Genomic DNA, 21,445 nt, shown 5'->3' with positions numbered 1-21,445 from the left:
ATTATGTCATCAGTCATTACCCTTGAATTTGAGCACTACAAAGCGCAGGAAGCAGCAACAGGTAAGCCCATCATTTTAGATGAATTTGTGTTTGCCTTGGTGCCAAATTTAGACCCAAAGAAACCCATCGAACGTACCGAACAACTGCCCGATGCCAAACACATCGTGCACCGCCAAGCAATTAACAAGGCGGGATTAGTCAGCGAAAATGCCGTGGCTTACAGTGTGACGCTGGGCACGGAAATCGGTAATTTCGAATTTAACTGGATTGGGCTGTTAAACAAAGCTAGCAATTCCGTGGCGATGATCACCCATGCCCCGACACAAAAGAAACTGCGCACGCAAGGTGGCCAACAGGGCAACGTCTTAACCCGCTCATTTTTACTGGAATTTGACGGAGCGGCCAAAGATACGGCGATTAATACCACCGCAGAAACGTGGCAAATTGATTTTACGGCTCGCTTAACGGGGATCGATGAAGCGCAGCGGCTGATTAACACCGACAGCTACGGTGAGGCGGCTTTCTTTGGTTCTGCGTTTGAAGTCTCCCGTGATGGTGAACAATTTACCGTAAATAGCGGTTTAGCCTATGTGGGCGGCCTGCGTGGTGAGCTGGCTAAAAGCCAAGCATTCAATAAATTGCGTGATACCCACATTTATGCGGATTTTAGCTATCAAGGTAACTTACTTAGCCAATGGAAAACGGTGGTTAAACTCACCACGGGCAATCAACTCAAACACTATGTAGATACCAGCGGCTATGCCCATTTTGTGTTTGCCATCGCGGCGATTGATAAAACTGGAGCTGTCACCGATTTACGCCCTCAAGGGGCTAAATGGGAGCAAAGCATCGCGCAAATCAAGCAGCAATATGCGCTAAAAAGTGAAATGAAATCATGGCGCTATGTCGCCAAAGGCAATGAAACGACCCTCACCCCAAACGAGGTGTTTCATCACTGTTTACTGTTTATTAATGGCCTTGAACAATACGCCAATTATTCTTTTGCCGTTGAAAATAACACGGTTTATTTAGCCGAGCCGTTGCTAAAAGACGACCACATTGAGGTATTGATTAATGTGCCGGTGATTAGCCCACGTGCATTACATACCGGTTCTGAAACTGACGTATTACGCAATGAAGTGGAGGCGCTTAAAAGCACGGTGAAGAACTTGAAAGGAAAGGATTTTATTAGTGCAGATAACCAGAACTTGGCAGCCATCGGCTCCGATGAAAACATTTTTATTTCAGAAAAACAGTTGCAGCACATTCATGACATTGAAGTCGAAACCACCATTAAAGGGAAATAGCGAACATGGCAATTAAACGCACGATCACACTGAATTTTAAAACCTCTGACGGTAAAACCTTACCCGCTTCTTTTGATGTGAGTGATGGTGAGTCCGCCTTTGAGGTCTGGAAAAAACTCCCAGGGAATGCAGCCAAAACAGAGGCACAATTTTTTGCAGAGCAAAAAGGTGCGCAAGGGGCAAAAGGTGACAAAGGCGACCGAGGGGCTCAAGGTGAAAAAGGCGCAACGGGAGGTCAAGGCGCAGCAGGAGCCGCAGGCGCACAAGGTGCCAGTATCGTCAGCGTCTCAGTCCAAGTTAAAGAGAATCCGTGAGGTGATGCATGGCGAAAGGTCGCACGGTCACACTGACGTTTAAAAATAGTGCTGGCACTAACTTGCCGCCTGTTTCTTTCGTCGTCAATGACGGGGAAAAAGGCGATAACGCCCATATTCAGGTGACGTCCATTATTCCCACGATTAAAGGTGGTGAAACGTCATTTAGCATCGGCAATGTGGCCGTGTTATCTGTGCAAATTAATGGCATCACTCAGCCCCAAGGCTATGCCTACACCGTGGAGGGAGCCACATTGTATTTAGCTGAGGCCTTGAAAAATAGTGATTTTATTTCTATTGAGGTAACAAAATGAGTAAACCAACAGGGAAGTTGATCCGCATTACCACCACCAGTATTGGGGCGGTGCCCGTCGGACGAAAAGTGAATAACAAACCGCTGAGTGCGGATATTTCGTTAAGTGCAGGTGATGTGGGGGCGTATAGCAAAACAGAAACGGATAACAAAGTTGCGGATGCAAAAAAAGCAGGTACCGACGCACAAACTAAAGCGAATGCCGCCAGTACTGCCGCAACCAATGCCAATAATAATGCCAATGGCCGCGTGCCAAGTGGCCGCAAAGTGAATGGTAAACCGTTAACGTCGGATATTACGTTAGGTGCGGGGGATGTGGGGGCATTTGCAAAAACGGAAACATACAACCGAACTGATATTGATAAAAAGATTGGCGCAGGTAGTGGATTTGGGTATGGGCAAAAATGGCAAGATTTCACCTCACAACGTAAAGCCAATGTGGTTTATCAAAATACGACAGGGAAACCTATCGCTGTATTTAATGACTCATCACCACACAGAGGTAAGTTCTCATGGGTGTCTACAGATTCAAAAACGTGGGTGAAAGTCGGCAATACCAGTGGAGATGCAGGTATTTCAAATAACTTTGTTGTACCTGTTGGCCACTATTACAAGGTTGAAAGTTTTATTTATTGGTCGGAGCTGAGGTAATCATGGAATATTACAAAGATAATATAAATCAGGTATATGCGTATGATAAAACAGATATGGATGGTTTCCTAATTCGTGAGGACTTAATACCGATCACTGAGGCGGAAGCCTTAAAAATCGCCAGTCCGATACCATCTAAACAACAATTGATTGTCAGTGCAGAATACAAAAAGAAAAGTGCATTCAATGAGGCATCTATTGCTATAGCACCGCTCCAAGATGCCATTGATTTAGGTATTGCCACCGATAAAGAGCTCAAACAGTTAAATGCATGGAAACAGTATCGTGTGGATTTAAACCGTATCGACACTGCAACCGCGCCCGATATCCTATGGCCAGAAAAACCCCAATGAACAAGCCCCGTTATCAGTGGCATAAACAAAACATGAAAATGGCGACAGGTTTGCCGCCGATCACCTGTTCGATTCTGCCTGTGCATCCGTTTATTTATGGTGTTGGTCAAACGAATAGCTCTGGCAGCTATCTCAGCCCCAGCAATGCGATTAACCATTTAGCGGACAAACTCACAGGGGCTGGCCATGTTTCTGCATTGGTGCTGATGGTCACAGGGAAATCATTTGCTGAATTTATGCAGCAATTATCGGCTTTTTCGGCGGTATTTCCACTGCCTGTTTTTGCCCAAGTTGAGCGGATGGCCAGAACGGCACATACGTTGGCCACCACAAAAATGCAATTGCCAGGGAAAATGGCGGGCGGCTTACCTTTGCTACAATCCCTATCAACGACGACCAGCCGCATGGCGTCTAACGCACAGTTAATTGAAGCGGCAAAAGCAGCGGCAAGCCAGCCTAGCGGGTTGGATAGCATGAAATCGGCACTGTCGGATTTCAGCCAACAAAAGGACAATGCCTTAAAACAGATGAGTGATGCCCTAAACGGACTTTTAGGCCAATCAGCCACTGTTTGGGCATTTTCAGGCACGGATGATGCCAGCGTTTTGGCCGATAAAATGCGAAAAAACATTCCTGAACCTGATGCGATATTTACCCTCGCCACTTTATTTGTTGGCAATGAAATTCACGCTTTAACAAGGATGTTAAATGACACAGACCATCACCCTTGCCCTGAACGGTGAGGCTATCCCACTGAAAAACTTGGCTGTAACGCCCAGTATGATGTTTCAGGATAAAGACCAATCAGGGCAATCTTCCAGTACGGCCGTCGCCGAGCAAGGTATTAAGCCCAAAGAACTGCGCATCACGGGCATTTTACCTTTTACTGAACACAAGGCGTTTTCGCGCCTGTTTGCGTTAGCTGAAGCCAAAGAAAACGGCAATTTAAAACGTTATCGCGTGGCCAATTTGACGGCTCAAGCCATTAATTTTCGCATCGGTACATTCACCAATTCCATTGATGCCAGCAAAATTGAAGGGAAACAGGCGTGGCAAATTACCTTTACTTTACGTGAGCATTTATCTGTTTCAGAAAAACGCGAAGCGCGAGCTAACAGTAAAGTGGCCAGCAAAACGCAAGGCGGTAGTGCAACAAAAGGCGGTCAATCAGGGGCATCCGATGAAACCGAGCAATTGACTTGGTTTGAAGAAAAAGTGTTAAAACCGATTAACGATTCGTTGGAGTAAAGGGAATGAAACCCATCAATCGACTGTATTTATCAGGAGATGAAATTCAAGTCACCGATATCAACATTATGTTAGAGCTCTCTGCCGCAGGGCGCGGCTTTGTCACCGTGAAAACCGATGAGGACTACACAGGCAAATTAGTGCGCCTTGATGTCGGTTACCCCGAATTATTATTACGTTATTTCACAGGGTTCGTGGAGCGGTCGCAGCCCTCAACCAATGGATTTCAACGGTTATTTATTCGTGAACTGGTTGGCGTGTTTGAGCGTGAATGGCCATGTTCTTTTCAGCATCCCACTTTGCGCACCATTACCGAACACCTGCAAAAGGAAAGTGGCTTAACCTTTCAATTACCCGATGCGCCTTATTCGGATGAGCCTATTCCTCACTTTACCCACAGTGGTACAGGTTACCAATTACTGGCCAATTTAGGGCATGTGTTCAATATTGATGATTATGTGTGGCAGCAGCTCCCCAATGGCCATGTGTATGTGGGGAGTTGGCCACATTCGCTATTTGCCAATAACCCCGTAGAAATCCCCAATGAATTTGCCACCTCGCAGGCAGGCGGGAACACGATGACCATTCCGATGGTGCAATCATTAAGACCTGGTGTGAACGCGAACGGCAAACGCCTGCACAAAGTGAATCTTATCAATGAAGATATGACGCTCACGTGGGCAATCACCAATAAAATCACAGGAAAATCCGCTAACAAGAGCCCCATTCAAAACCAAATCGACAATGCCTATCCTGAATTGGCCGCAGGTTTACATCTGCCTAAAACTGCCCGCATTGAAGCCCATAGTGAACCCGTTCGTGCAGGTGATATTTCTGACCCGTATCGCCCCCGCTATGCGGTTGATGTGCAATTATTGGATGCCGACGGGAACCCATCCAGCACCCCAATTTACCGTGCGGTACCTTTGCCCCTACCGATGGCAGGGGGAGAAAGCGGTTTATTCCAATATCCACCCGTTGGCACGGTCGTGGAAATTGCCTTTGAGGGTGGCCGCCCTGATAAGCCATTTATTCGCCAAACCCTTAGCCAGGGAAACACGCTGCCCGATATCCAACCAGGCGAACAATTGCAGCAACAACGGCAAGAAGTCTCACAACGCATCACACAAGATGGGAGCTGGCAACGACAAACAGACCAAACCATCAGTGAATCATCCATGCATCGGCAAGTCACCGCCGACACCGAACAGCGCACCTTAGTCACCCGAGACACCACTATTCAAGCCACCGATAAAACGATGGTACTCGGTACTGCAACATTACTGGCAGGCGCTATCCAACAAATAGCCGATGGTGATTACAGCATTGCATCTAAGGGTAACTTAGTGGCCAGTATCGGTAAGAAAGCGGAGATTAATATTGCAGAGGATGCCACACTCAGCGTTGGCCAAAAGCTGATTGAAAAGGTTGGTGCACTTAAGCAAAGCATCGCGGGTACCAAACAAGAAATCATTGCACCGGTTGTTTGGATTGGTAGCCAAGAAATTAACGTGGCACAACTGATGATTGATACATTAGATATCGTCAAAGAGTTGGCCGAACTCACCGCCAATCACAGCCACCACAATACGGGAACGCCATTGAATGCCAATGCCATCAAAGGCACGGCAAGTAAATCAGTTGGTTTGAAAGAAAAGTATCAGCCAGTTATTAGTTGAGATATCTAACTGAAAATATTAAACTTGCCTTGTTAGCTTAGAAATATCGGACTTTAATGCAAGCAATTGCATAAACAAAAAACTCAACCTTATCAGTTGAGTTTTTTGTTTTATAAGTAAAAATTATTATCATTCGTTGAATAAATGGGAAATGATCATATAATCAGCGACGTTAGTTATATTGGACTGTAAATCTAGACATGTTGATGTTTTACATCAGCATTTAGAAATGGATTTTCGCCTTTTCGTACAATACGGAAAGATAAGCCCTGAATGAATAACATGTGATGGTGATTCATAGCCTTAGATGGGAAGTCCGATATTTCTAAGCTAACAACTGAGAAGCCTAACTGGACAGGCAAACATAGGCAAAAGTTAGGGCTATCGGCCTTCCTTGTGACCAAGGAAGGACACGTATGAAAGAGATGTTAGACATCACAATCATGGTTTTAGCAGTGATATTGCCTATGCTAAAACTAATCCGTTATTTCTTATAATCGGATCGTAACTAAGGCTACCGACTTATCATCGGTAGCCTTTAATATTTGTAGTCCATCATGGGTGAGCCTATACACCACCGACAGCCTACCAACACCCAAACCACATTAAGCAACCTTTTATTTGGATCACATCAACAGCATGGCGCAGATGCAGCGCTACCCCACGAAATAAAGTTACCTACCACGTAAAATGCACTACACCGCACCCGCCTGCACAATTTGGATCTAAACTTTATTTCAGTTTTGAAATTCTACAAAACATATCGCCAAGCCGCGCTAGCACTAGGGCGTTGCCGAAAATCTCAAACTGAAATGAGTGAAAAGAATTTCAGGAGATTTCAGTTTTTGGATCACTGAATAGATCGCATCAAAATCACAACACAATGAAAAATATAGAAAACCTCTATTTTGCGTGAGTTTGATTGAAGCTCAGAATTAGCCGCATAATTTCATGAAGTCAGTAATTATGCGGCTTAGAGAAAATAGAAAGCAAAAATTATGACAGGTATAGCTAAAGATTCGAATGTAACAGGTATAACCTTAGCTTATTATCTAAGAAGGCAATTAGAAATTTGATTAATGGTTATTCATTCTATAATTACAATCTGCACATAGACCAGAGCAATCTTGGTCATCCTGTGTAAGGATAACATCACATGAATTGCAGCGAGTGTAACCTAGCTCGTGATCGCACCAACGACACACTTGCTCTTGGATAACAAATGTATCATGCATGCATTCTACACATTTCTCGTAGGTTGGATCATCTCCATTTGGGGGCCAATAGAAAAATTTGTGGTCAAATTCGTTTATTAATAAAGGTGCAATAAGATCGGAGTAGTTGCAGGAAACACAGTTATATTTAAATTTATCTTCATCTGAATCAACGGTATAACCATTTTCAATATCTTCATTGTTTGCTATTAAGAGGCTGGAACCACATTCTTGACATTTGCATTCATTTAAAAATTCAAACATTCCTCGAGGGATACCTGAATCTTGCCAAGACTCTTTACATTCAAAGAGTTTCTTTTGGTAGAAATCTTGATGCTCAAGCATTATTAACCAAGATGGACCTAATAATTCGGTAGGATTCTCGCTTAATTCATTAGTTATAAAATCGTTCAGGATAGGAAATAAATCTGCTACAAAGTTGGCAAGCTCGCCATGTGAGTTTTTAGGATGTAGGTGCTCTAAATCATTACGACTTTTTTGTAATTTTAAAATCGCCTCCCAATCAACAACAATTTCAAATTTTTCAAATCGTTGTTTGATACCTTCTACGTCAATTGTTGTTTGCTTGAATTTTCCGTCAGGTTTCCAAATTACCCCACCTTGCCCGTCAGGATGAGGTAATATTTTATGTGGAGGTGAGAATATTAATTGATAAGCATCTTCTTCTGAATCTACGGATATGATGATTTTGTATTTAAATAGTAGAAGCATTCCTGCATAAAGATTCCGTATCGCTGATAGCGTGCGAAATGGATTCCCGCCATCATCAAGAGGTAATTGGGATTTTTTGAAATCTTCTATGCCTAGCTGTATAGATATTAAGGCATTTTCATAAAGCTTTTCAGCACTTAATGTCTGTGATTGCTTTTCATTCATGAGAGCTCAACCTTCATCAATAAATTAATATTCTACAATATGTTTTTTATGGAGTGACGGACGCAATGTGGACATTAGATAAAACAAAGGGGCTGCGTTTTCACGCAACCCCTTGATTTATTTGGTGGAGCTGGCGGAGTCTGAATTCGTCGCTTAACTAAATGATTTTATAGTGCTAATGTTCAATTCAACTTTTCAAAAGTGCCTAATAAGGTGCCTAAAAATGAATTAGTTTATTTCTTGAGTCTATGATTACTTAAATTCACGTAAAAAACTATATTTTTTTCGGTTAGCTTTAAATAAGGTATAATTTTTCATATTGGAAATATTCATAGTGGCTGTAATACTATTAATTTTCTAATAACCTTCAAGGTTTATTCATTATTGGCTCTTGTATAAAACATAATGGATGTTGTTCAGGATATGAATAATGTTGTTTAAAACCTAGAATAACATCCTTGGTTCTTACGGTATTGAATATTATTGGCCATAATTTAAATTAACCAGAAACTTTAACTTATTGATAATTAGTGTGAAATGTGGGTTTTGCTGAAGGTGAATTATAATTAGTCTATTAGAAATTAAACTAAAAAAGGCCCACATGCCTAATGCGGGCCATAATATTTTTCGGTTAACATAAGTTTTAATATCCATCTTCATTAATTGAGACGTATTCATATAGATATTAATAGTACCTTCGATAAATTCATTGGTGTAATTTTAACTAATCTGTTGTTTTTTTAAAAGAAAATCAGAAAGTTCTGGTGATAAATTTTGGCTGCCCATTTTAGGTGATGGCGTTTGCTGGTTACTATTTGGCTGGGGAACGTACTTTGCTAGAGTGAGTGCCGTTGAAATGGTTACTGCGAGATTATCAATCAGTGGAACACTTACTCGCTCATGAAGGATTGCGGGGAAACCTGCGAGTGCAGCTCCCCCCAAAATGACACAGGATGCCCCATCTTTTTGTGCACAGGTATCGCTGAGTTTCACTATCATCTCATAAGCTTTATCTGGATTGTTAACGATTTCTGCACCTGTCATTGAAACAGTTCTCACGGAAGCTAACCGGTTTGCTAGGCCAAAATTTTCAACTTGTTTTTCCAAAATAGGCTTCCATTTTTCGCCTCCCGAGAGAATTGAAAATTTACGTCCAAATAGCAGGGCAGTGGACAGAGATGCTTCGAGTAAGCCGATGACGGGAAAAGGCACCATCTCTTGTAAAATAGAGGCTTCGCCGCAGTCGAAACCTGCAATAATCGCGGCATCAAATTGTGCGTCTTTTTTAAGTTGTTTAGCCATCATATCAATGAGTGAATGCATTGCGATACCGATAGCAACCTCGCTGCCGATATAGTCAGGCCCAAAACTGGATGTTAGCCCAACAACCTCGACATTATCTCCTGCAGCTTTACGTGTTTCAGAGACGATGAGCTGAGTAAATTTCTCAGAAGTATTTGGATTAATGACTAATAAACGTATTTTTTTCATTAAATTATTGGCCGTTGAGTCGGTAGATGCGATAGTTTTTTGGGTAACCGCTATAGTCGCTAAAGCCGATGCTCCGAGTATAAAATTTCTACGGCTGCTATTCATATTCATTTTGAACTGTCCTTAGTTGAAATAACATAAATGTGATTATTGAACGGTATCTAATAAACGAAATAGGACAATCTTGTATTCTTGCTGTAAGGCAATTTTAAATTCTAGATCTCTGGTATTATTGATTCTGGTTTTAAGAGAAGAGAAAATTTGTTGTTTAGTGGCTTTTTTAACGGCCAATAAAAAAGGGAAACCAAATTTTTCATTATATTCTTTATTTAATTTAGCTAGTTCTTTGGCCTCTTCCTCTGTGCATTCATTGAGCCCAGCACCTGATTGTTCCCCTTGTGATAAGGCTGCGATGTTATTATTGCGCAAATTTTTGCACGCTAATTGAGGATGAGATTTAATGAGCTCTAATTGTTTCTCTGCTCCCGATTTTTCAACCACATTAACAAGATCAATATACATATTAACAAACCCAGTAAAAGGGCGTTTAGAGGCACTCTCGACAATAGGCCACGTTGTATCTTCAAAAATATTCGAGAATGTTTTTTCGTAATCATTAACACTCATTTTATTTACTTCATCAATATTATAAACTTGACTGGCAGTTACATAGTGTGCAGAAAGTAACAAAGGCAAAGAAATTAAAGCGCATTTAATTAATTTCATATCTATTCCTTTATATAATGGTAAAGTTGATTTTAATTTTAAAGAAATCAAAGGCATTATTTATTAATGCCTTTGATTGCGAGTGAGACTATTCTGTTTTCTTACAATTCAAATAATTTAGAATATAGATAATGAATTGCAAAATAGTTATTTGAAATTATAGTTCAATATCACGGTTACAATCTTTAGAATAAATATAGCTAAATTCTTCGTCGCCAACAGCATAACCTGCTTGCAGTGCATATGATGCCATAAAAATATAATCGCCTTTCTTGACAGGAACCCAATCATTATCGAGGTTATACATACCTTTACCCGATAATATTAACGCACCATGTTCTTGATAATGGGTTTCGATATAACCGTGGCTAGCACCTGGTTGGAAGGTTAGAATATGGATATTCATATCAAAACCAAGGTCTTTAGGTAATAAGTCTTGTAAATGGACGTTGTGCATTCCTTCATAATCAATTTTAGGAAGCTCATTGACGTTACCACAAACCACGTGTGCTTTATGGCCCTCTGTTGGTTCATAAACGCGTTTGTATAAAAATATTTGTGAAGGGTTACCCTTGTTATTATTTTTAAAGCGCATGGTGACACCCGCTGGGCAATACAGGTAACCACCTTGGGTTAATTTATGTTCATCTTTATCAGAATAAGCAATTAGTTCGCCTTCAATGACATAAATAATACATTCAATTTTACCGCCACCAAAACCCGCTAAGTTACCACCTTCATTGAATAAGGTTCCGACGTAGTCAACAAAGCTAGCTCCTAATTTTGGGGTGGATAAAATTGTCATATTACAGTCAGTAAAACCGGGAATGATATTACAAACAACCCCGTTAGGTGGAATGATGGCATAATTATCTTTTTTGATAATTGCACGTGACGCCAAAATATCATTTGGGTAGCCAATTTGATTATCTAAATAACCCATTTTAACCTCTCCTAAGTAATTTCATTATTTGTTTTTTTGGCTATATGTTGCAGAACATCTATTCCAGATAGGCCAATTTATATAAAACTTCCGTCAGTAATTTCACTCCTTCAGCGAGATCGCTTAATGTAGTGGCTTCCGCAGGATTATGGCTGATCCCTTTAATGCTGGGAACGAACATCATGACGGTTGGAACAATAGGGGCAAATATTTGTGAGTCATGGCCAGCACCACTGTGCATGACTTTATAGCTATATTGATTTTCATCACAAATTTTTTTTACGAAAGTAACTAGCTGCTCATCCATTGGAATTGGTGCTTCGTCCATCCAGAGGTCGATTTTTACCTCAATACCCATTTCAGCGCAAATTCGTTGAATATCGTTCTCTATCATAGCGGTGAATTCAACTAGCGTTGCTTTATCGGTATGGCGACAATCAATCGTAAAATCAGTTTGGCCTGGGACCACATTCACCGTATTTGGGTGGGGAACTACTCGACCAAACGTGAGTACTAATGGGTCACCATACTGTTTGGCTTTTTCAGTGGATTCATAACAAATACGGCTGAAGGCACAGATAGTATCTTTGCGATACCCCATTGGCGTTGTGCCTGCGTGATTGGCTTCACCTTTTAAGGTTATATTGTAACGACGTTGACCAACAATGCTATTCACAACGCCAATTGTAATATGTTCACGTTCAAGAACGTTACCTTGTTCAATATGTAATTCAACAAAGGTTTTAATATCACTGCGAGGTTTTTGGTTGGCGGGGCGAAATTTAAAACCAGCTTGCGACATTGCGTCGACAAAATTGACCCCTTCAGCATCTGAAATATGTTTAACGTCTTCCTTTTTGGCGATACCGACAATATTTTTGCTACCCCAGTACACGTAAGGGAAGCGGCTACCTTCTTCTTCCGCTAAGGAAACAACCTCTAATGTTCTGAGTGGCTGGCCATATGTTTTTTGCAGATAATCTAAAGCTATAAAGGCGGCTTCAATTCCGAATTGCCCGTCTAGATTTCCACCATTAATAACGGTATCGATATGTGATCCTGATAAAATCACTTGATCTGGATATTTACGGCCCTTGAGTTGACCAAACAGATTGCCAATATCATCGTAATAGGCATATAGACCTGAACTTTCGAATGCATTTTTTAACGCTCTTTGTGCACTAACCCATTCTTGAGTATAAAGCAGGCGCGTCATGCCATTATTTTCTACCGCGCCGTGTTGAGACAGCCAATTTGAAGTTTCTTTAACTTCTTTTGTAAAGTCCTTCATATTCATACCACCTAGTGATTTTTATACTGTGTGCTGTAGCAACAAAACAGTTTGTGTTGTCACTAAAGCGCGATATTTGTTTTCATAGGCAAAAGAAAATAATTAATGGTTCTACTGTATTTTTGTTATATTTGGCAAGGAACCCCTAATCTCTTATTTATCGAGTGATTAGGGGTAGAACGATGCAATAAATATTGGCAGGAGATCCGATTAATCATCGTATTTCCGTATTTATTTAGCTGGCAAATGGTGATTTATTGTCATAGGATTTTTGGTAAATATCATCAGAAACCAAATAATCATAAATTTCATCGACAATATCGATACCATTTACTTCACTTTGTTTTTCTCTTGCTAAGCTATTTTGTCCTGGGAATTGAACCTGATCGAAGCCTGGAGCAGGCTTAACGGCATTGAGTTCATTCATGACTTGAGTGATGTGTTTGCGGAACATCACAGGGTCAGTAAAATAAGCAGGGTTGATAACAATATGTAATTGGCCCAGCTCTCTTCCTTGCGTTAAATCGTGGTACATGGAACTGACGTGTTTACCAAAAGGCAGTCCAAGTAATACACCGGAGAGAATATCGACCATCATCATCAAGCCATAACCTTTAGGCCCTGCAATTGGGACTAATGCCGTTACTGCAAATGGATCTGTTGTTGGGTTACCGTCTTTATCTACAGCCCAAGTATCTGGAATTTTTGCATTTTTTGAACGAGCATCTAACACTTTGCCCCAGGCTTGTACGGTAGTCGCCATATCAAAAGTGATATTATCTGTTTCACCCGGCGCTGAGAATGCGATAGGGTTAGTACCATAGTAGGTTTCAGCACCACCATAAGGAACCACCATCGGGTCTGACTGACAAACTGAAATACCTATCATGCCAGCACTAGAAGCCTGTTGAACAAAATAAGATAATGAGCCGCTGTGACCTATACGGCGCACTCCTACCACTGCAATCCCATTTTCTTCTGCCATTTTAATGGCTTCGTCCATACTCAGTTTTGCAGCAACGTGGCCTGCGCCGTTATCACCGTCAAAGACAGCACTACAAGGACCTGTTTTATCAAAAGTAAAATTAGGTGAGTTATTTGTGCCACCTTTCGAAATGCGCTCTGCATAATATTCGACACGCACTGCACCGTGGGAGTGAATACCCTTTGCATCGGCATGGACAAGAACATCAGAAACGATATCAGCATGATCTTTAGATAATCCTGCTGCATGGATTTTATTAGCGATGAGCTGATGGAGTTTTTCTTTAGAAACTTTCATACATAAATAACCCTTTAGTGTTTTCGAAGTTTAATAAAACTCTTTGCTGATACCAATGTAACAACTAAATTATCTATAAATGTGATCTAGATTATTTTTATTTGATTTTATAAAAAATTATGCAAATAGCCCCTTAATTATTAGAACGAATCTAATAGTTTTAAATTTGGTGTTTTTTCTTTTAATGTCCAGTGTATTTTAAAGGAATTTCTAACAATATATAAAGTGTGAGCATTCTCAACTTATTTGTAAGGTTTATTTGTAATTTTATTTTTCAATAAATGCCTATTTACTTTTTCATCTCATATATTGAGTAAATAAAACTTCAATTAATAAAAGTTGTTTAAAGGATGTCACTATGATCCATGCTTTCATAAAAAAAGGGAGCTTCCAAGATTCAGTGAGCTTAATGCTGATATCTCGAAAACTAAGTGAATCTCCAAATGTTTCAGAAATCTCCGTCATGATGGGAACACCAGCAAATAAGTCGTTACTTGATGCGACCGGATTTTGGCATTCATCCTTTGATGACGCAACACCGAATGATATCTGTGTTGCGATTAAAACCGAATCTGCAGATACCGCTATTGTTGATGAAATTGCACAAGCGCTGGATGAATCACTCAAAGCATTGGCTCAAGGACAGCAGCAAACGGGGAAAAAACTCAAGCGTGTTCGTAGTTGGCGAATGGCCAAGAATAAGCTTCCAAATGCCAATGTTGTATTAGTTTCTATTGCAGGGGAGTTTGCCGCAGAGCTGGCTGACCAAGCATTAGATGATGGCTGTAACGTCATGATGTTCTCCGATAATGTGTCGCAAGCGGATGAGCGTAGATTAAAACTGAAAGCAAGCGAACGTGGTCTGATAGTGATGGGACCAGACTGCGGTACGGCTTACTTAGCCGGGGCACCATTAGCGTTTTCTAACGTAGCACCACAAGGAAACATCGGCATTATTGGGGCATCGGGAACTGGTATTCAAGAGCTGATATCTCAAATTACGCTTGCGGGACAAGGTATCACCAATGCGATTGGATTAGGTGGTCGTGATTTAACGGCGGAAATTGGTGGCGTCAGTGCCATGACCGCCATTGAATTACTCGCATCTGATCCGCAGAGTGATGTTATCGCCTTTGTTTCTAAGCCTCCAGCCAAAGAAATCCGTAGCAAAGTGATTGATAAGCTTAAGGCTCAAGGAAAACCAGTTGTCGCATTATTCCTCGGGACAAAACCCGAAATCAAACAGGATGGAAATTTATACTTTACTGAAACATTGGATGAAACTGCACGTGTTGCGGCCATGCTTGGCCGTGTTGAAAAAGCAGCAGCATTTCAACCGCAAGCAAAGGGCAAGAAAATTTCAGGCCTATATGCTGGGGGGACACTCGCGGCTGAGTGCGCAATGTTATTGGCAGAAAAATTAGGACTGCAAACAGACGCAGCTCACGATCAGGGAATGATGCTTAATCAAGATGGCCACAGAATTATAGATTTAGGTGATGACTTTTATACACAAGGCAAGCCTCACCCAATGATTGACCCTTCTACTCGCAACCAGCAAATTGCTGCGTTTGCTCAGAAAAATGATGTTGGGGTGTTATTGCTGGATGTGGTTATTGGTTACGGTGCTCAAATAGATTCCGCTCAAACACTAGCCAAAGAAATCAAAGCATTAAGAGAAAGTCGTCCAAGTAGCTCACCGATTGCGGTTATCGCTACCGTGACGGGGACTGAGCAAGATCCTCAAGTGCGCTCCGAACAAATCGCTTATCTAGAAGAGGCCGGTATTGCGGTGATGAATTCACTGCCTGAAGCGGTGACGCTGGCATGCAATATTATCTCTCCACCTGTGATTGTATTCCCCCAAAAAGAACAAGATATCCTGCAAAGCGTTTCGGTCATTAACGCGGGCGTACGCAGCTTTGCGGATGACTTACAAGCCAATGATATTCCAGTTGTTCACTACCAGTGGGCTCCAGTCGCTGGTGGGAATAAAAAATTAGCTAATATTCTGAAAAAATTGAAATAAGGGTTTGGATATGTACTCAACGATTGAAGAAGCAAATACCGCAGTAATTGAACGTATTCGTGCCGCTCGTCCTTTTTGGCAAAGTGTTGAACCTGCAAAAGATCTCATCCCAACTTTGCAACAAGGCAAAAAATTACTGCATGCGGGCCCACCTGTAACTTGGGAAGAAATGAGTGGTCCAGTGCGTGGTGCTTGTATCGGTGCGTGTTTATTCGAGAAATGGGCCGATAATGAAGATCAAGCACTTAACCTATTGAATAATGGCGAGATTGAATTTATTCCTTGTCACAGTGTAAAAGCAGTGGGGCCAATGGGGGGAATTACTTCCGCCAACATGCCTATGTTAGTTGTCAAGAATATGACCCATGGCAACGTTGCATATTGCAACATGAATGAAGGAATCGGTAAAGTCATGCGTTTTGGGGCATATGGTGAAGATGTGCAAGTACGTCATCGCTGGATGCGTGATTCATTAGGTCCTGTTCTGAAAAAAACCTTACAAACGTTAGAAAATGGCATTGATTTAACGGCGGTGATGGCACAAGGCATTACCATGGGTGATGAATTCCACCAACGCAACATTGCCACTTCAGCATTGTTATTAAGACAACTGGCACCAATCATGAGTGCGCTGGATATCGATAAAATTGAACTTCAGCAAGTGATGCAATTTTTAAGTATCACAGACCAATTTTTCCTCAATCTTGCAATGGCTTACTGCAAATCGGCGATGGATGCTGGCGCTGAAATTCAGCATGGCACCATTGTGACCGTATTAACGCGTAATGGTAAAAACTTTGGTGTGAAAATCAGCGGTATGGGTGATCAGTGGTTTACTGCGCCAGTTAACACACCGGAAGGTCTCTTTTTCTCAGGTTACAGCCAAGCTGATGCCAACCCAGATATTGGTGACAGCGCAATCACTGAGGCGTTCGGTATCGGCGGTGCAGCGATGGTAGCAGCACCGGGTGTTACACGTTTTGTTGGTGCAAGTGGTGGTATGAGCGCCGCATTAGATGTGTCTGAGGAAATGACTGAAATTTACTTAGAACACAACATGATGCTGCAAATTCCGACTTGGGATTTCCAAGGCGCGTGTATTGGGCTGGATGCGCGTAGAGTCGTAGAAACGGGTATAACACCGCTCATCAATACAGGGATCGCACATAAAGAAGCAGGGATTGGTCAGATTGGTGCGGGTACGGTAAGAGCACCACTGGCTTGCTTTGAAAAAGCGATTGTTGCGCTAGCTGAAAAAATGGGTATCAGCGAATAAATCGATAATTTTCACTCTGAAGGAGTTTAAAAATGATCATGCAAGCACTGTCCGTTAGCGCTCACTTACCTAAAGAAACAGGAATATTGAATTGCGTTGGACGCTTTAATCATGCACTTAATTTTGTCACTCCTTCAGGTGAATTATTGACATTACATCGCTATGGTCGAGGATTAAGCCCAATGGGCTGGATGGTCTCTGATACTGATTTTCAAGCTATTTTTAATGATGAGAATGAGTTTGTTGAGTATAAAAACGATCGATTGGTCAGCCCTAACTGGCAACTCATTGCGCCAAAAGAACACTTATCGCTCAAGTTGGTGCCACAAAAACTCCCTGATGGAACGTTTACAGCGCTATGGGATATCTTAAGGCAATCGAAAGCGAAAAGTGGTTTACACGGCAGTTTGAGTGAAGCGACAACCGGCCCATTATGTCGAGAGCTAAAAGAATTAAAAGCAAACTATCAACGATACCTTCAAGGTGAACGTATTGATTGGCAGTCGATAATTGGAAGAGGGCCGGGGTTAACACCAAGCTTTGATGATATCTTAATAGGTATGCTATTGGTCACCTTTCTTAATCCAGAGATTGACAGCGACAGCTTACCAAACTTTTTTCAAGATACTCCTTCTTTAGGGTCATTAACGACTCTGGTCAGTGTGAACTATTTACGTTTTGCTTCCCAGGGCATCTTTTCTACTCCACTACAAACATTAGCAACTGCGTTAGTGCAGCCGATGAAATTATCACAGGCGGTTCGCTTGCTGCTTCAGGTCGGCCATTTTTCTGGTGCGGATACGTTAATAGGCGTGTGGTTAGCGGGTATGGATGAAATGGGTTAACGTTCGCGAATAAACAAGGACAAACATGGAAACTATTGTTATCGCCTTAGGTGGCAATGCATTACTGCAGCGTGGAGAAGTGCTTTCCGCTGAAAATCAATACCAAGCTATCGCATCGATTGCGGGTACTTTGGGGCAACTTGCACAAAAATATCGTGTGGTGATTGTACATGGCAATGGGCCTCAAGTCGGGCTATTGGCCTTGCAAAATTTAGCTTATACCGATGTTCCTGCTTATCCTTTGGATATTTTAGTGGCCGAAAGTCAGGGAATGATTGGATATATGCTGATGCAAGAACTGGGACGCAAGCACCCTAAACAGCCAGTAGCAACGCTGCTCACTCGTGTTGAAGTTGATAGCAATGACCCTGCTTATCAAAACCCCACTAAATACATTGGCCCTGTGTATGACAAGCAGGAAAAAGAAAGCTTAGAAGCTGAGCTAGGTTGGGCGATTAAACCCGATGGCAAATATTATCGTCGGGTTGTTCCATCTCCTCAACCTAAAGCCATTCTGGAAATTGATGCCATCAAATGCTTATTAGATCAAAAGCATATTGTCATCTGTAATGGTGGCGGTGGTGTTCCTGTTATTCAGCAGGATAATGGATTTTGTGGGAGTGAGGTGGTTATCGATAAAGATTTATCCTCCGCACTATTAGCAGAAGTGCTTGAGTCTGACCACCTAATTATTCTAACCGATGCGGATGCCGTCTATCGGAATTGGGGAACTCCTGAGCAAAGCGTGATTAGATGCGCAACGGTAGCAGAGGTTGCCCCTATGGCAATTGATGATGGTTCTATGGGACCGAAATTGATGGCGGTCAGCCGTTTTGTACAGCGTTCTGGTAAACCTGCTTATATTGGTGCGTTAAAGCAAATAGATGCTATCTTGAAAGGAGAGGCAGGCACTAGAATTATACCATAGTGATTAATTGCTTTGATAATCAAGGAAGTATTAATGAAAAACGTTTCATTTGGTCATGATGTTTTACCCGCAATTGGCATGGGTAGTTGGAATTTGGGGCAGCAGCGGAAAAGTGCAAAAGAAGAAATTGAAGCGATACAAGCAGGCCTTGATGTAGGCTTAAAATTAATTGATAGCGCTGAAATGTATGGCAATGGGGCTTCTGAACAGTTAATTGGTAAAGCAATTTCAGGACGACGCGATGAAACGTTTTTAGTATCAAAAGTTTATCCCTTCAATGCCGGAGGTAAAGCATTAGTTAATGCTTGTGAGGCATCTTTGCGCCGGTTAAAAACGGATAGGCTTGATCTTTACTTGCTGCATTGGGCTGGCGATATTCCTCTCGAAGAGACTATTAATGGTTTCGAAAAACTGCAATCTGCTGGGAAAATTCGTTATTGGGGAATATCTAACTTTGATATCAATGAACTGCAAGATATGTATGATCACCTCGCGGGTGGACGTTATTGTGCGACAAATCAGGTGCTATATAACCTTGGTAGCCGCGGTATTGATTATTCATTACTTAACTGGTGTCGGCATAAAAAAATGCCATTAATGGCTTATTCACCACTCGGCAGCGGCAATCAATTACTTAGACATCCAACGTTGAAGATGATTGCGCAAAAATATCAGGTCGTGCCAGCAACGGTTGCATTAGCGTGGGTGATCCGTGGCGATGGGATCGTTGCTATTCCTGAGTCAGGTAGCAGGGCGCATATGTTGCAAAATGCGCACGCTTGCCAGTTAGTATTAGACAACGACGATATTGCTTTATTGGATGAAAGCTTTCCACCGCCAACACATAAGCAATATCTGGATATTTTGTAATTCATTCAACGTTATTTTGTCGCTGGGTCAATTGGGCTCAGCAAGCTTTGGATGATGGGATCGCGCAGTTTGAACAGTTTCACGATCGTTTTTAATACTTCCCCTTGCTGATTGCTATTCCAAGCTAAGGATAAGGGGGACGGTCTTCTAGGCCTTTTTATTGATTTCTCAATCAGTTGTTGGTTTTGAATATAGGGTTTGCAAATAGAGGCAGGTAAAAAGCCAATTCCCGTTCCTTTTAGGTGACAGAGTACTTTGGTTTTCATATCAGGCACTTTGATTTCTCGTTGGCCTGATAATAGCCATGCAGTGCGTTTGGATAAAACTTGCGAGGTATCTTCCACATTGATAGTCGGGTAACAACGCAGTTGTTCATCGCTAAGAATACCGTTAATAGAGGCAAGAGGGTGTTGATTGGCAACTGCAAAGACCCAATCGATTTTGCCTAAAAACAAGGTATTCATGTCGCTGTCCAATGATTCAGAACCTGGGACACCGATTGCAATATCACATTTGTTACTGAGTAGGGCATCCCATACCCCCATATACACTTGCCGAGTGATATTAAGGCGGGTGAAAGGAAAGCGCTCGGTTAGGTGTTGGAGTAGGTCAGCGACGGCATTTGGCTCATAGAGTAAGTTATTAATTGCAATCGTAATTTCTTGTTCGACACCTTCATTAATCAGCCGTAACTGATTTGGCATATTACTTAACCAGTTATGCCATTCACGGCAATGCTCAAGGAGATATTCCCCCGCAGAGGTCAAGTTAACGGTTCGTGTCGTTCGAGTAAAAAGTTGGACTCCAACATATTCTTCTAAGATTTTGATCCGATAGCTGATGGTTGCGGTACTTTTATACAGTTGTTTTGCGGCTTGAGAAAAGCTCTGGCACTGTGCAACGGTGATGAAAGTCGTCATCGTTTCTTGATCTAACATGTTTGCATCTCCCGAAAGCTAAAGGAAAAACTAAATTATAATATTTTTTATATCTGCATTTTGTTTCACATCACTCACTACGTGAATTTCATCTTAATTGAAAGTGATAGGTATAAATCTTGTAGAATTGTTAGTAATTGTTATCCTACTGAATATTAAAAGATTATGCTCTATTTAAATTAAAAAAATGTGATCAGTGATTCTTTGTGGAAAAATTTTCCAAAAATTGGTGTTAAATGGAATACAACCTGATAAACTGATTTTGTCATGTAGGTGGTTGTACAAAACAGTGGCTTAAAATTTTTAGCGTGTTAGGAGAAAACAATGGAACTTGTTCTATCTGATCTGACACCGGAAGCGTTTGCCCCCTATGGAGACGTCATCCAAGTTGAAGGATCTGAATTTTTTCATATCAATGAGGGTACGACAGAACGTTATCATGCTTTAGGTAAAGCAGAGATTACCGATGAAAGCCCAGTTCTAATGAGTATTAGTCGTTCAGAACCCATTGATATTCCAATGAATGTTAAACTTTTAGAGAAGCATCCGCTTTCCAGCCAAGCTTTTATTCCAATGAATGGCGAGCGTTTTATTGTCGTGGTGGCTGAGCCGGGGGATGATATCCCTGTTGGTACCTTGCGAGCATTTATCACCAATGGTAAGCAGGGTGTAAATTATCACCGCGATGTATGGCATCATCCGATTTATGCATTTCAATCACAAACGGATTTTTTAACGGTAGATAGAGGCGGTGCAGATAATTGTGTCGTTAAGGATCTCCCTGAGCCTTGTCAAATAGTTTTTCCTTAACTACTCTATTGGGCGACAAGGGCTAGCTAATATGGCTCC

At 41.7% G+C, this 21,445-nt stretch carries 21 protein-coding genes; 14 read left to right on the top strand and 7 right to left on the bottom strand.

Annotated features, from left to right (window positions below; all coding sequences use genetic code 11):
* Positions 1-3 precede the first annotated feature (3 nt).
* The 8 genes from ACIPUA_RS22420 to ACIPUA_RS22385 are packed head-to-tail and all read left to right on the top strand — an operon-like array spanning position 4 to position 5,866.
* Entirely contained in the window at positions 4-1,308 is a 1,305-nt protein-coding gene (locus ACIPUA_RS22420) for a phage tail-collar fiber domain-containing protein (RefSeq protein WP_449060163.1), read from the top strand.
* A gap of 5 nt (positions 1,309-1,313) precedes the next feature.
* A complete protein-coding gene (locus tag ACIPUA_RS22415; RefSeq protein WP_449060162.1) occupies positions 1,314-1,622 on the top strand; it encodes a hypothetical protein in 309 nt (102 codons plus the stop codon).
* A gap of 8 nt (positions 1,623-1,630) precedes the next feature.
* Positions 1,631-1,936, top strand: a complete 306-nt coding sequence (locus ACIPUA_RS22410) for a hypothetical protein (RefSeq protein ID WP_449060161.1) — start codon at positions 1,631-1,633, stop codon at positions 1,934-1,936.
* Entirely contained in the window at positions 1,933-2,586 is a 654-nt protein-coding gene (locus tag ACIPUA_RS22405) for a hypothetical protein (protein ID WP_449060160.1), read from the top strand. Before ACIPUA_RS22410 ends, ACIPUA_RS22405 begins: the two co-directional genes overlap by 4 nt.
* Positions 2,587-2,588: 2 nt before the next feature.
* Positions 2,589-2,939: a tail fiber assembly protein gene (locus ACIPUA_RS22400; RefSeq protein ID WP_449060159.1), complete on the top strand. Its 351-nt coding sequence runs from the start codon at positions 2,589-2,591 to the stop codon at positions 2,937-2,939.
* On the top strand, positions 2,936-3,682 hold the full coding sequence (locus ACIPUA_RS22395) for a hypothetical protein (RefSeq protein WP_449060158.1): 747 nt from the start codon (positions 2,936-2,938) through the stop codon (positions 3,680-3,682). The genes ACIPUA_RS22400 and ACIPUA_RS22395 overlap by 4 nt, the downstream gene beginning before the upstream one ends.
* Positions 3,648-4,187, top strand: a complete 540-nt coding sequence (locus tag ACIPUA_RS22390) for a baseplate complex protein (protein ID WP_272688017.1) — start codon at positions 3,648-3,650, stop codon at positions 4,185-4,187. Before ACIPUA_RS22395 ends, ACIPUA_RS22390 begins: the two co-directional genes overlap by 35 nt.
* Positions 4,188-4,192: 5 nt before the next feature.
* Positions 4,193-5,866: a hypothetical protein gene (locus ACIPUA_RS22385; protein ID WP_449060157.1), complete on the top strand. Its 1,674-nt coding sequence runs from the start codon at positions 4,193-4,195 to the stop codon at positions 5,864-5,866.
* 1,076 nt (positions 5,867-6,942) lie between these two features.
* Here the strand turns inward: ACIPUA_RS22385 and ACIPUA_RS22380 are convergent.
* From ACIPUA_RS22380 to allD, 6 genes are all read right to left on the bottom strand, one after another.
* Positions 6,943-7,977 (bottom strand): hypothetical protein, encoded by a 1,035-nt coding sequence (locus tag ACIPUA_RS22380; protein ID WP_449060156.1) that lies wholly within the window; start codon positions 7,975-7,977, stop codon positions 6,943-6,945.
* Positions 7,978-8,697: 720 nt separating this feature from the next.
* Positions 8,698-9,579, bottom strand: coding sequence for an aspartate/glutamate racemase family protein (locus tag ACIPUA_RS22375; protein ID WP_449060155.1), 882 nt, complete (start codon positions 9,577-9,579; stop codon positions 8,698-8,700).
* A gap of 36 nt (positions 9,580-9,615) precedes the next feature.
* Entirely contained in the window at positions 9,616-10,194 is a 579-nt protein-coding gene (uraD, locus tag ACIPUA_RS22370) for a 2-oxo-4-hydroxy-4-carboxy-5-ureidoimidazoline decarboxylase (RefSeq protein WP_104873608.1), read from the bottom strand.
* A 157-nt stretch (positions 10,195-10,351) separates the two neighbouring features.
* Entirely contained in the window at positions 10,352-11,137 is a 786-nt protein-coding gene (gene allE / locus ACIPUA_RS22365; RefSeq protein WP_004261565.1) for a (S)-ureidoglycine aminohydrolase, read from the bottom strand.
* Positions 11,138-11,195: 58 nt separating this feature from the next.
* A complete protein-coding gene (allC, locus tag ACIPUA_RS22360; protein ID WP_036958433.1) occupies positions 11,196-12,428 on the bottom strand; it encodes an allantoate deiminase in 1,233 nt (410 codons plus the stop codon).
* 235 nt (positions 12,429-12,663) lie between these two features.
* Positions 12,664-13,710: an ureidoglycolate dehydrogenase gene (allD, locus tag ACIPUA_RS22355; RefSeq protein WP_104872853.1), complete on the bottom strand. Its 1,047-nt coding sequence runs from the start codon at positions 13,708-13,710 to the stop codon at positions 12,664-12,666.
* 358 nt (positions 13,711-14,068) lie between these two features.
* Here allD and fdrA point away from each other — a divergent pair, with 358 nt between their 5' ends.
* The 5 genes from fdrA to ACIPUA_RS22330 are packed head-to-tail and all read left to right on the top strand — an operon-like array spanning position 14,069 to position 19,658.
* Positions 14,069-15,739 (top strand): acyl-CoA synthetase FdrA, encoded by a 1,671-nt coding sequence (fdrA, locus tag ACIPUA_RS22350; RefSeq protein ID WP_104872852.1) that lies wholly within the window; start codon positions 14,069-14,071, stop codon positions 15,737-15,739.
* A gap of 10 nt (positions 15,740-15,749) precedes the next feature.
* On the top strand, positions 15,750-17,015 hold the full coding sequence (locus ACIPUA_RS22345) for a YlbE family protein (RefSeq protein ID WP_104872851.1): 1,266 nt from the start codon (positions 15,750-15,752) through the stop codon (positions 17,013-17,015).
* A gap of 32 nt (positions 17,016-17,047) precedes the next feature.
* Positions 17,048-17,860 carry a DUF2877 domain-containing protein gene (locus ACIPUA_RS22340; protein WP_104872850.1) on the top strand — a complete coding sequence of 271 codons (813 nt, stop codon included), beginning with the start codon at positions 17,048-17,050 and terminating at the stop codon, positions 17,858-17,860.
* A gap of 25 nt (positions 17,861-17,885) precedes the next feature.
* Positions 17,886-18,788: a carbamate kinase gene (locus tag ACIPUA_RS22335; RefSeq protein WP_104872849.1), complete on the top strand. Its 903-nt coding sequence runs from the start codon at positions 17,886-17,888 to the stop codon at positions 18,786-18,788.
* A gap of 33 nt (positions 18,789-18,821) precedes the next feature.
* Entirely contained in the window at positions 18,822-19,658 is an 837-nt protein-coding gene (locus tag ACIPUA_RS22330) for an aldo/keto reductase (RefSeq protein WP_004261547.1), read from the top strand.
* An 11-nt stretch (positions 19,659-19,669) separates the two neighbouring features.
* On the opposite strand, the gene allS is transcribed toward ACIPUA_RS22330, so the two are convergent.
* A complete protein-coding gene (allS, locus tag ACIPUA_RS22325) occupies positions 19,670-20,596 on the bottom strand; it encodes an HTH-type transcriptional activator AllS (protein WP_104872848.1) in 927 nt (308 codons plus the stop codon).
* Positions 20,597-20,920: 324 nt separating this feature from the next.
* Between allS and ACIPUA_RS22320 the strand changes: the two genes are divergently transcribed.
* A complete protein-coding gene (locus tag ACIPUA_RS22320) occupies positions 20,921-21,406 on the top strand; it encodes an ureidoglycolate lyase (RefSeq protein ID WP_104872847.1) in 486 nt (161 codons plus the stop codon).
* Positions 21,407-21,445: the final 39 nt, after the last annotated feature.

This window comes from Providencia sp. AGC89 (assembly GCF_053543535.1).
This window is presented reverse-complemented; position numbering and strand designations above follow the sequence as displayed.

Excerpts from the sequence above, each read along its gene's own strand:
- ACIPUA_RS22420 (WP_449060163.1), top strand. The coding sequence starts at position 4 with ATGTCATCAGTCATTACCCTTGAATTTGAGCACTACAAAGCGCAGGAA.
- ACIPUA_RS22415 (WP_449060162.1), top strand. The coding sequence starts at position 1,314 with ATGGCAATTAAACGCACGATCACACTGAATTTTAAAACCTCTGACGGT.
- ACIPUA_RS22410 (WP_449060161.1), top strand. The coding sequence starts at position 1,631 with ATGGCGAAAGGTCGCACGGTCACACTGACGTTTAAAAATAGTGCTGGC.
- ACIPUA_RS22405 (WP_449060160.1), top strand. The coding sequence starts at position 1,933 with ATGAGTAAACCAACAGGGAAGTTGATCCGCATTACCACCACCAGTATT.
- ACIPUA_RS22400 (WP_449060159.1), top strand. The coding sequence starts at position 2,589 with ATGGAATATTACAAAGATAATATAAATCAGGTATATGCGTATGATAAA.
- ACIPUA_RS22395 (WP_449060158.1), top strand. The coding sequence starts at position 2,936 with ATGAACAAGCCCCGTTATCAGTGGCATAAACAAAACATGAAAATGGCG.
- ACIPUA_RS22390 (WP_272688017.1), top strand. The coding sequence starts at position 3,648 with ATGACACAGACCATCACCCTTGCCCTGAACGGTGAGGCTATCCCACTG.
- ACIPUA_RS22385 (WP_449060157.1), top strand. The coding sequence starts at position 4,193 with ATGAAACCCATCAATCGACTGTATTTATCAGGAGATGAAATTCAAGTC.
- ACIPUA_RS22380 (WP_449060156.1), bottom strand. The coding sequence starts at position 7,977 with ATGAATGAAAAGCAATCACAGACATTAAGTGCTGAAAAGCTTTATGAA.
- ACIPUA_RS22375 (WP_449060155.1), bottom strand. The coding sequence starts at position 9,579 with ATGAATATGAATAGCAGCCGTAGAAATTTTATACTCGGAGCATCGGCT.
- uraD (WP_104873608.1), bottom strand. The coding sequence starts at position 10,194 with ATGAAATTAATTAAATGCGCTTTAATTTCTTTGCCTTTGTTACTTTCT.
- allE (WP_004261565.1), bottom strand. The coding sequence starts at position 11,137 with ATGGGTTATTTAGATAATCAAATTGGCTACCCAAATGATATTTTGGCG.
- allC (WP_036958433.1), bottom strand. The coding sequence starts at position 12,428 with ATGAAGGACTTTACAAAAGAAGTTAAAGAAACTTCAAATTGGCTGTCT.
- allD (WP_104872853.1), bottom strand. The coding sequence starts at position 13,710 with ATGAAAGTTTCTAAAGAAAAACTCCATCAGCTCATCGCTAATAAAATC.
- fdrA (WP_104872852.1), top strand. The coding sequence starts at position 14,069 with ATGATCCATGCTTTCATAAAAAAAGGGAGCTTCCAAGATTCAGTGAGC.
- ACIPUA_RS22345 (WP_104872851.1), top strand. The coding sequence starts at position 15,750 with ATGTACTCAACGATTGAAGAAGCAAATACCGCAGTAATTGAACGTATT.
- ACIPUA_RS22340 (WP_104872850.1), top strand. The coding sequence starts at position 17,048 with ATGATCATGCAAGCACTGTCCGTTAGCGCTCACTTACCTAAAGAAACA.
- ACIPUA_RS22335 (WP_104872849.1), top strand. The coding sequence starts at position 17,886 with ATGGAAACTATTGTTATCGCCTTAGGTGGCAATGCATTACTGCAGCGT.
- ACIPUA_RS22330 (WP_004261547.1), top strand. The coding sequence starts at position 18,822 with ATGAAAAACGTTTCATTTGGTCATGATGTTTTACCCGCAATTGGCATG.
- allS (WP_104872848.1), bottom strand. The coding sequence starts at position 20,596 with ATGTTAGATCAAGAAACGATGACGACTTTCATCACCGTTGCACAGTGC.
- ACIPUA_RS22320 (WP_104872847.1), top strand. The coding sequence starts at position 20,921 with ATGGAACTTGTTCTATCTGATCTGACACCGGAAGCGTTTGCCCCCTAT.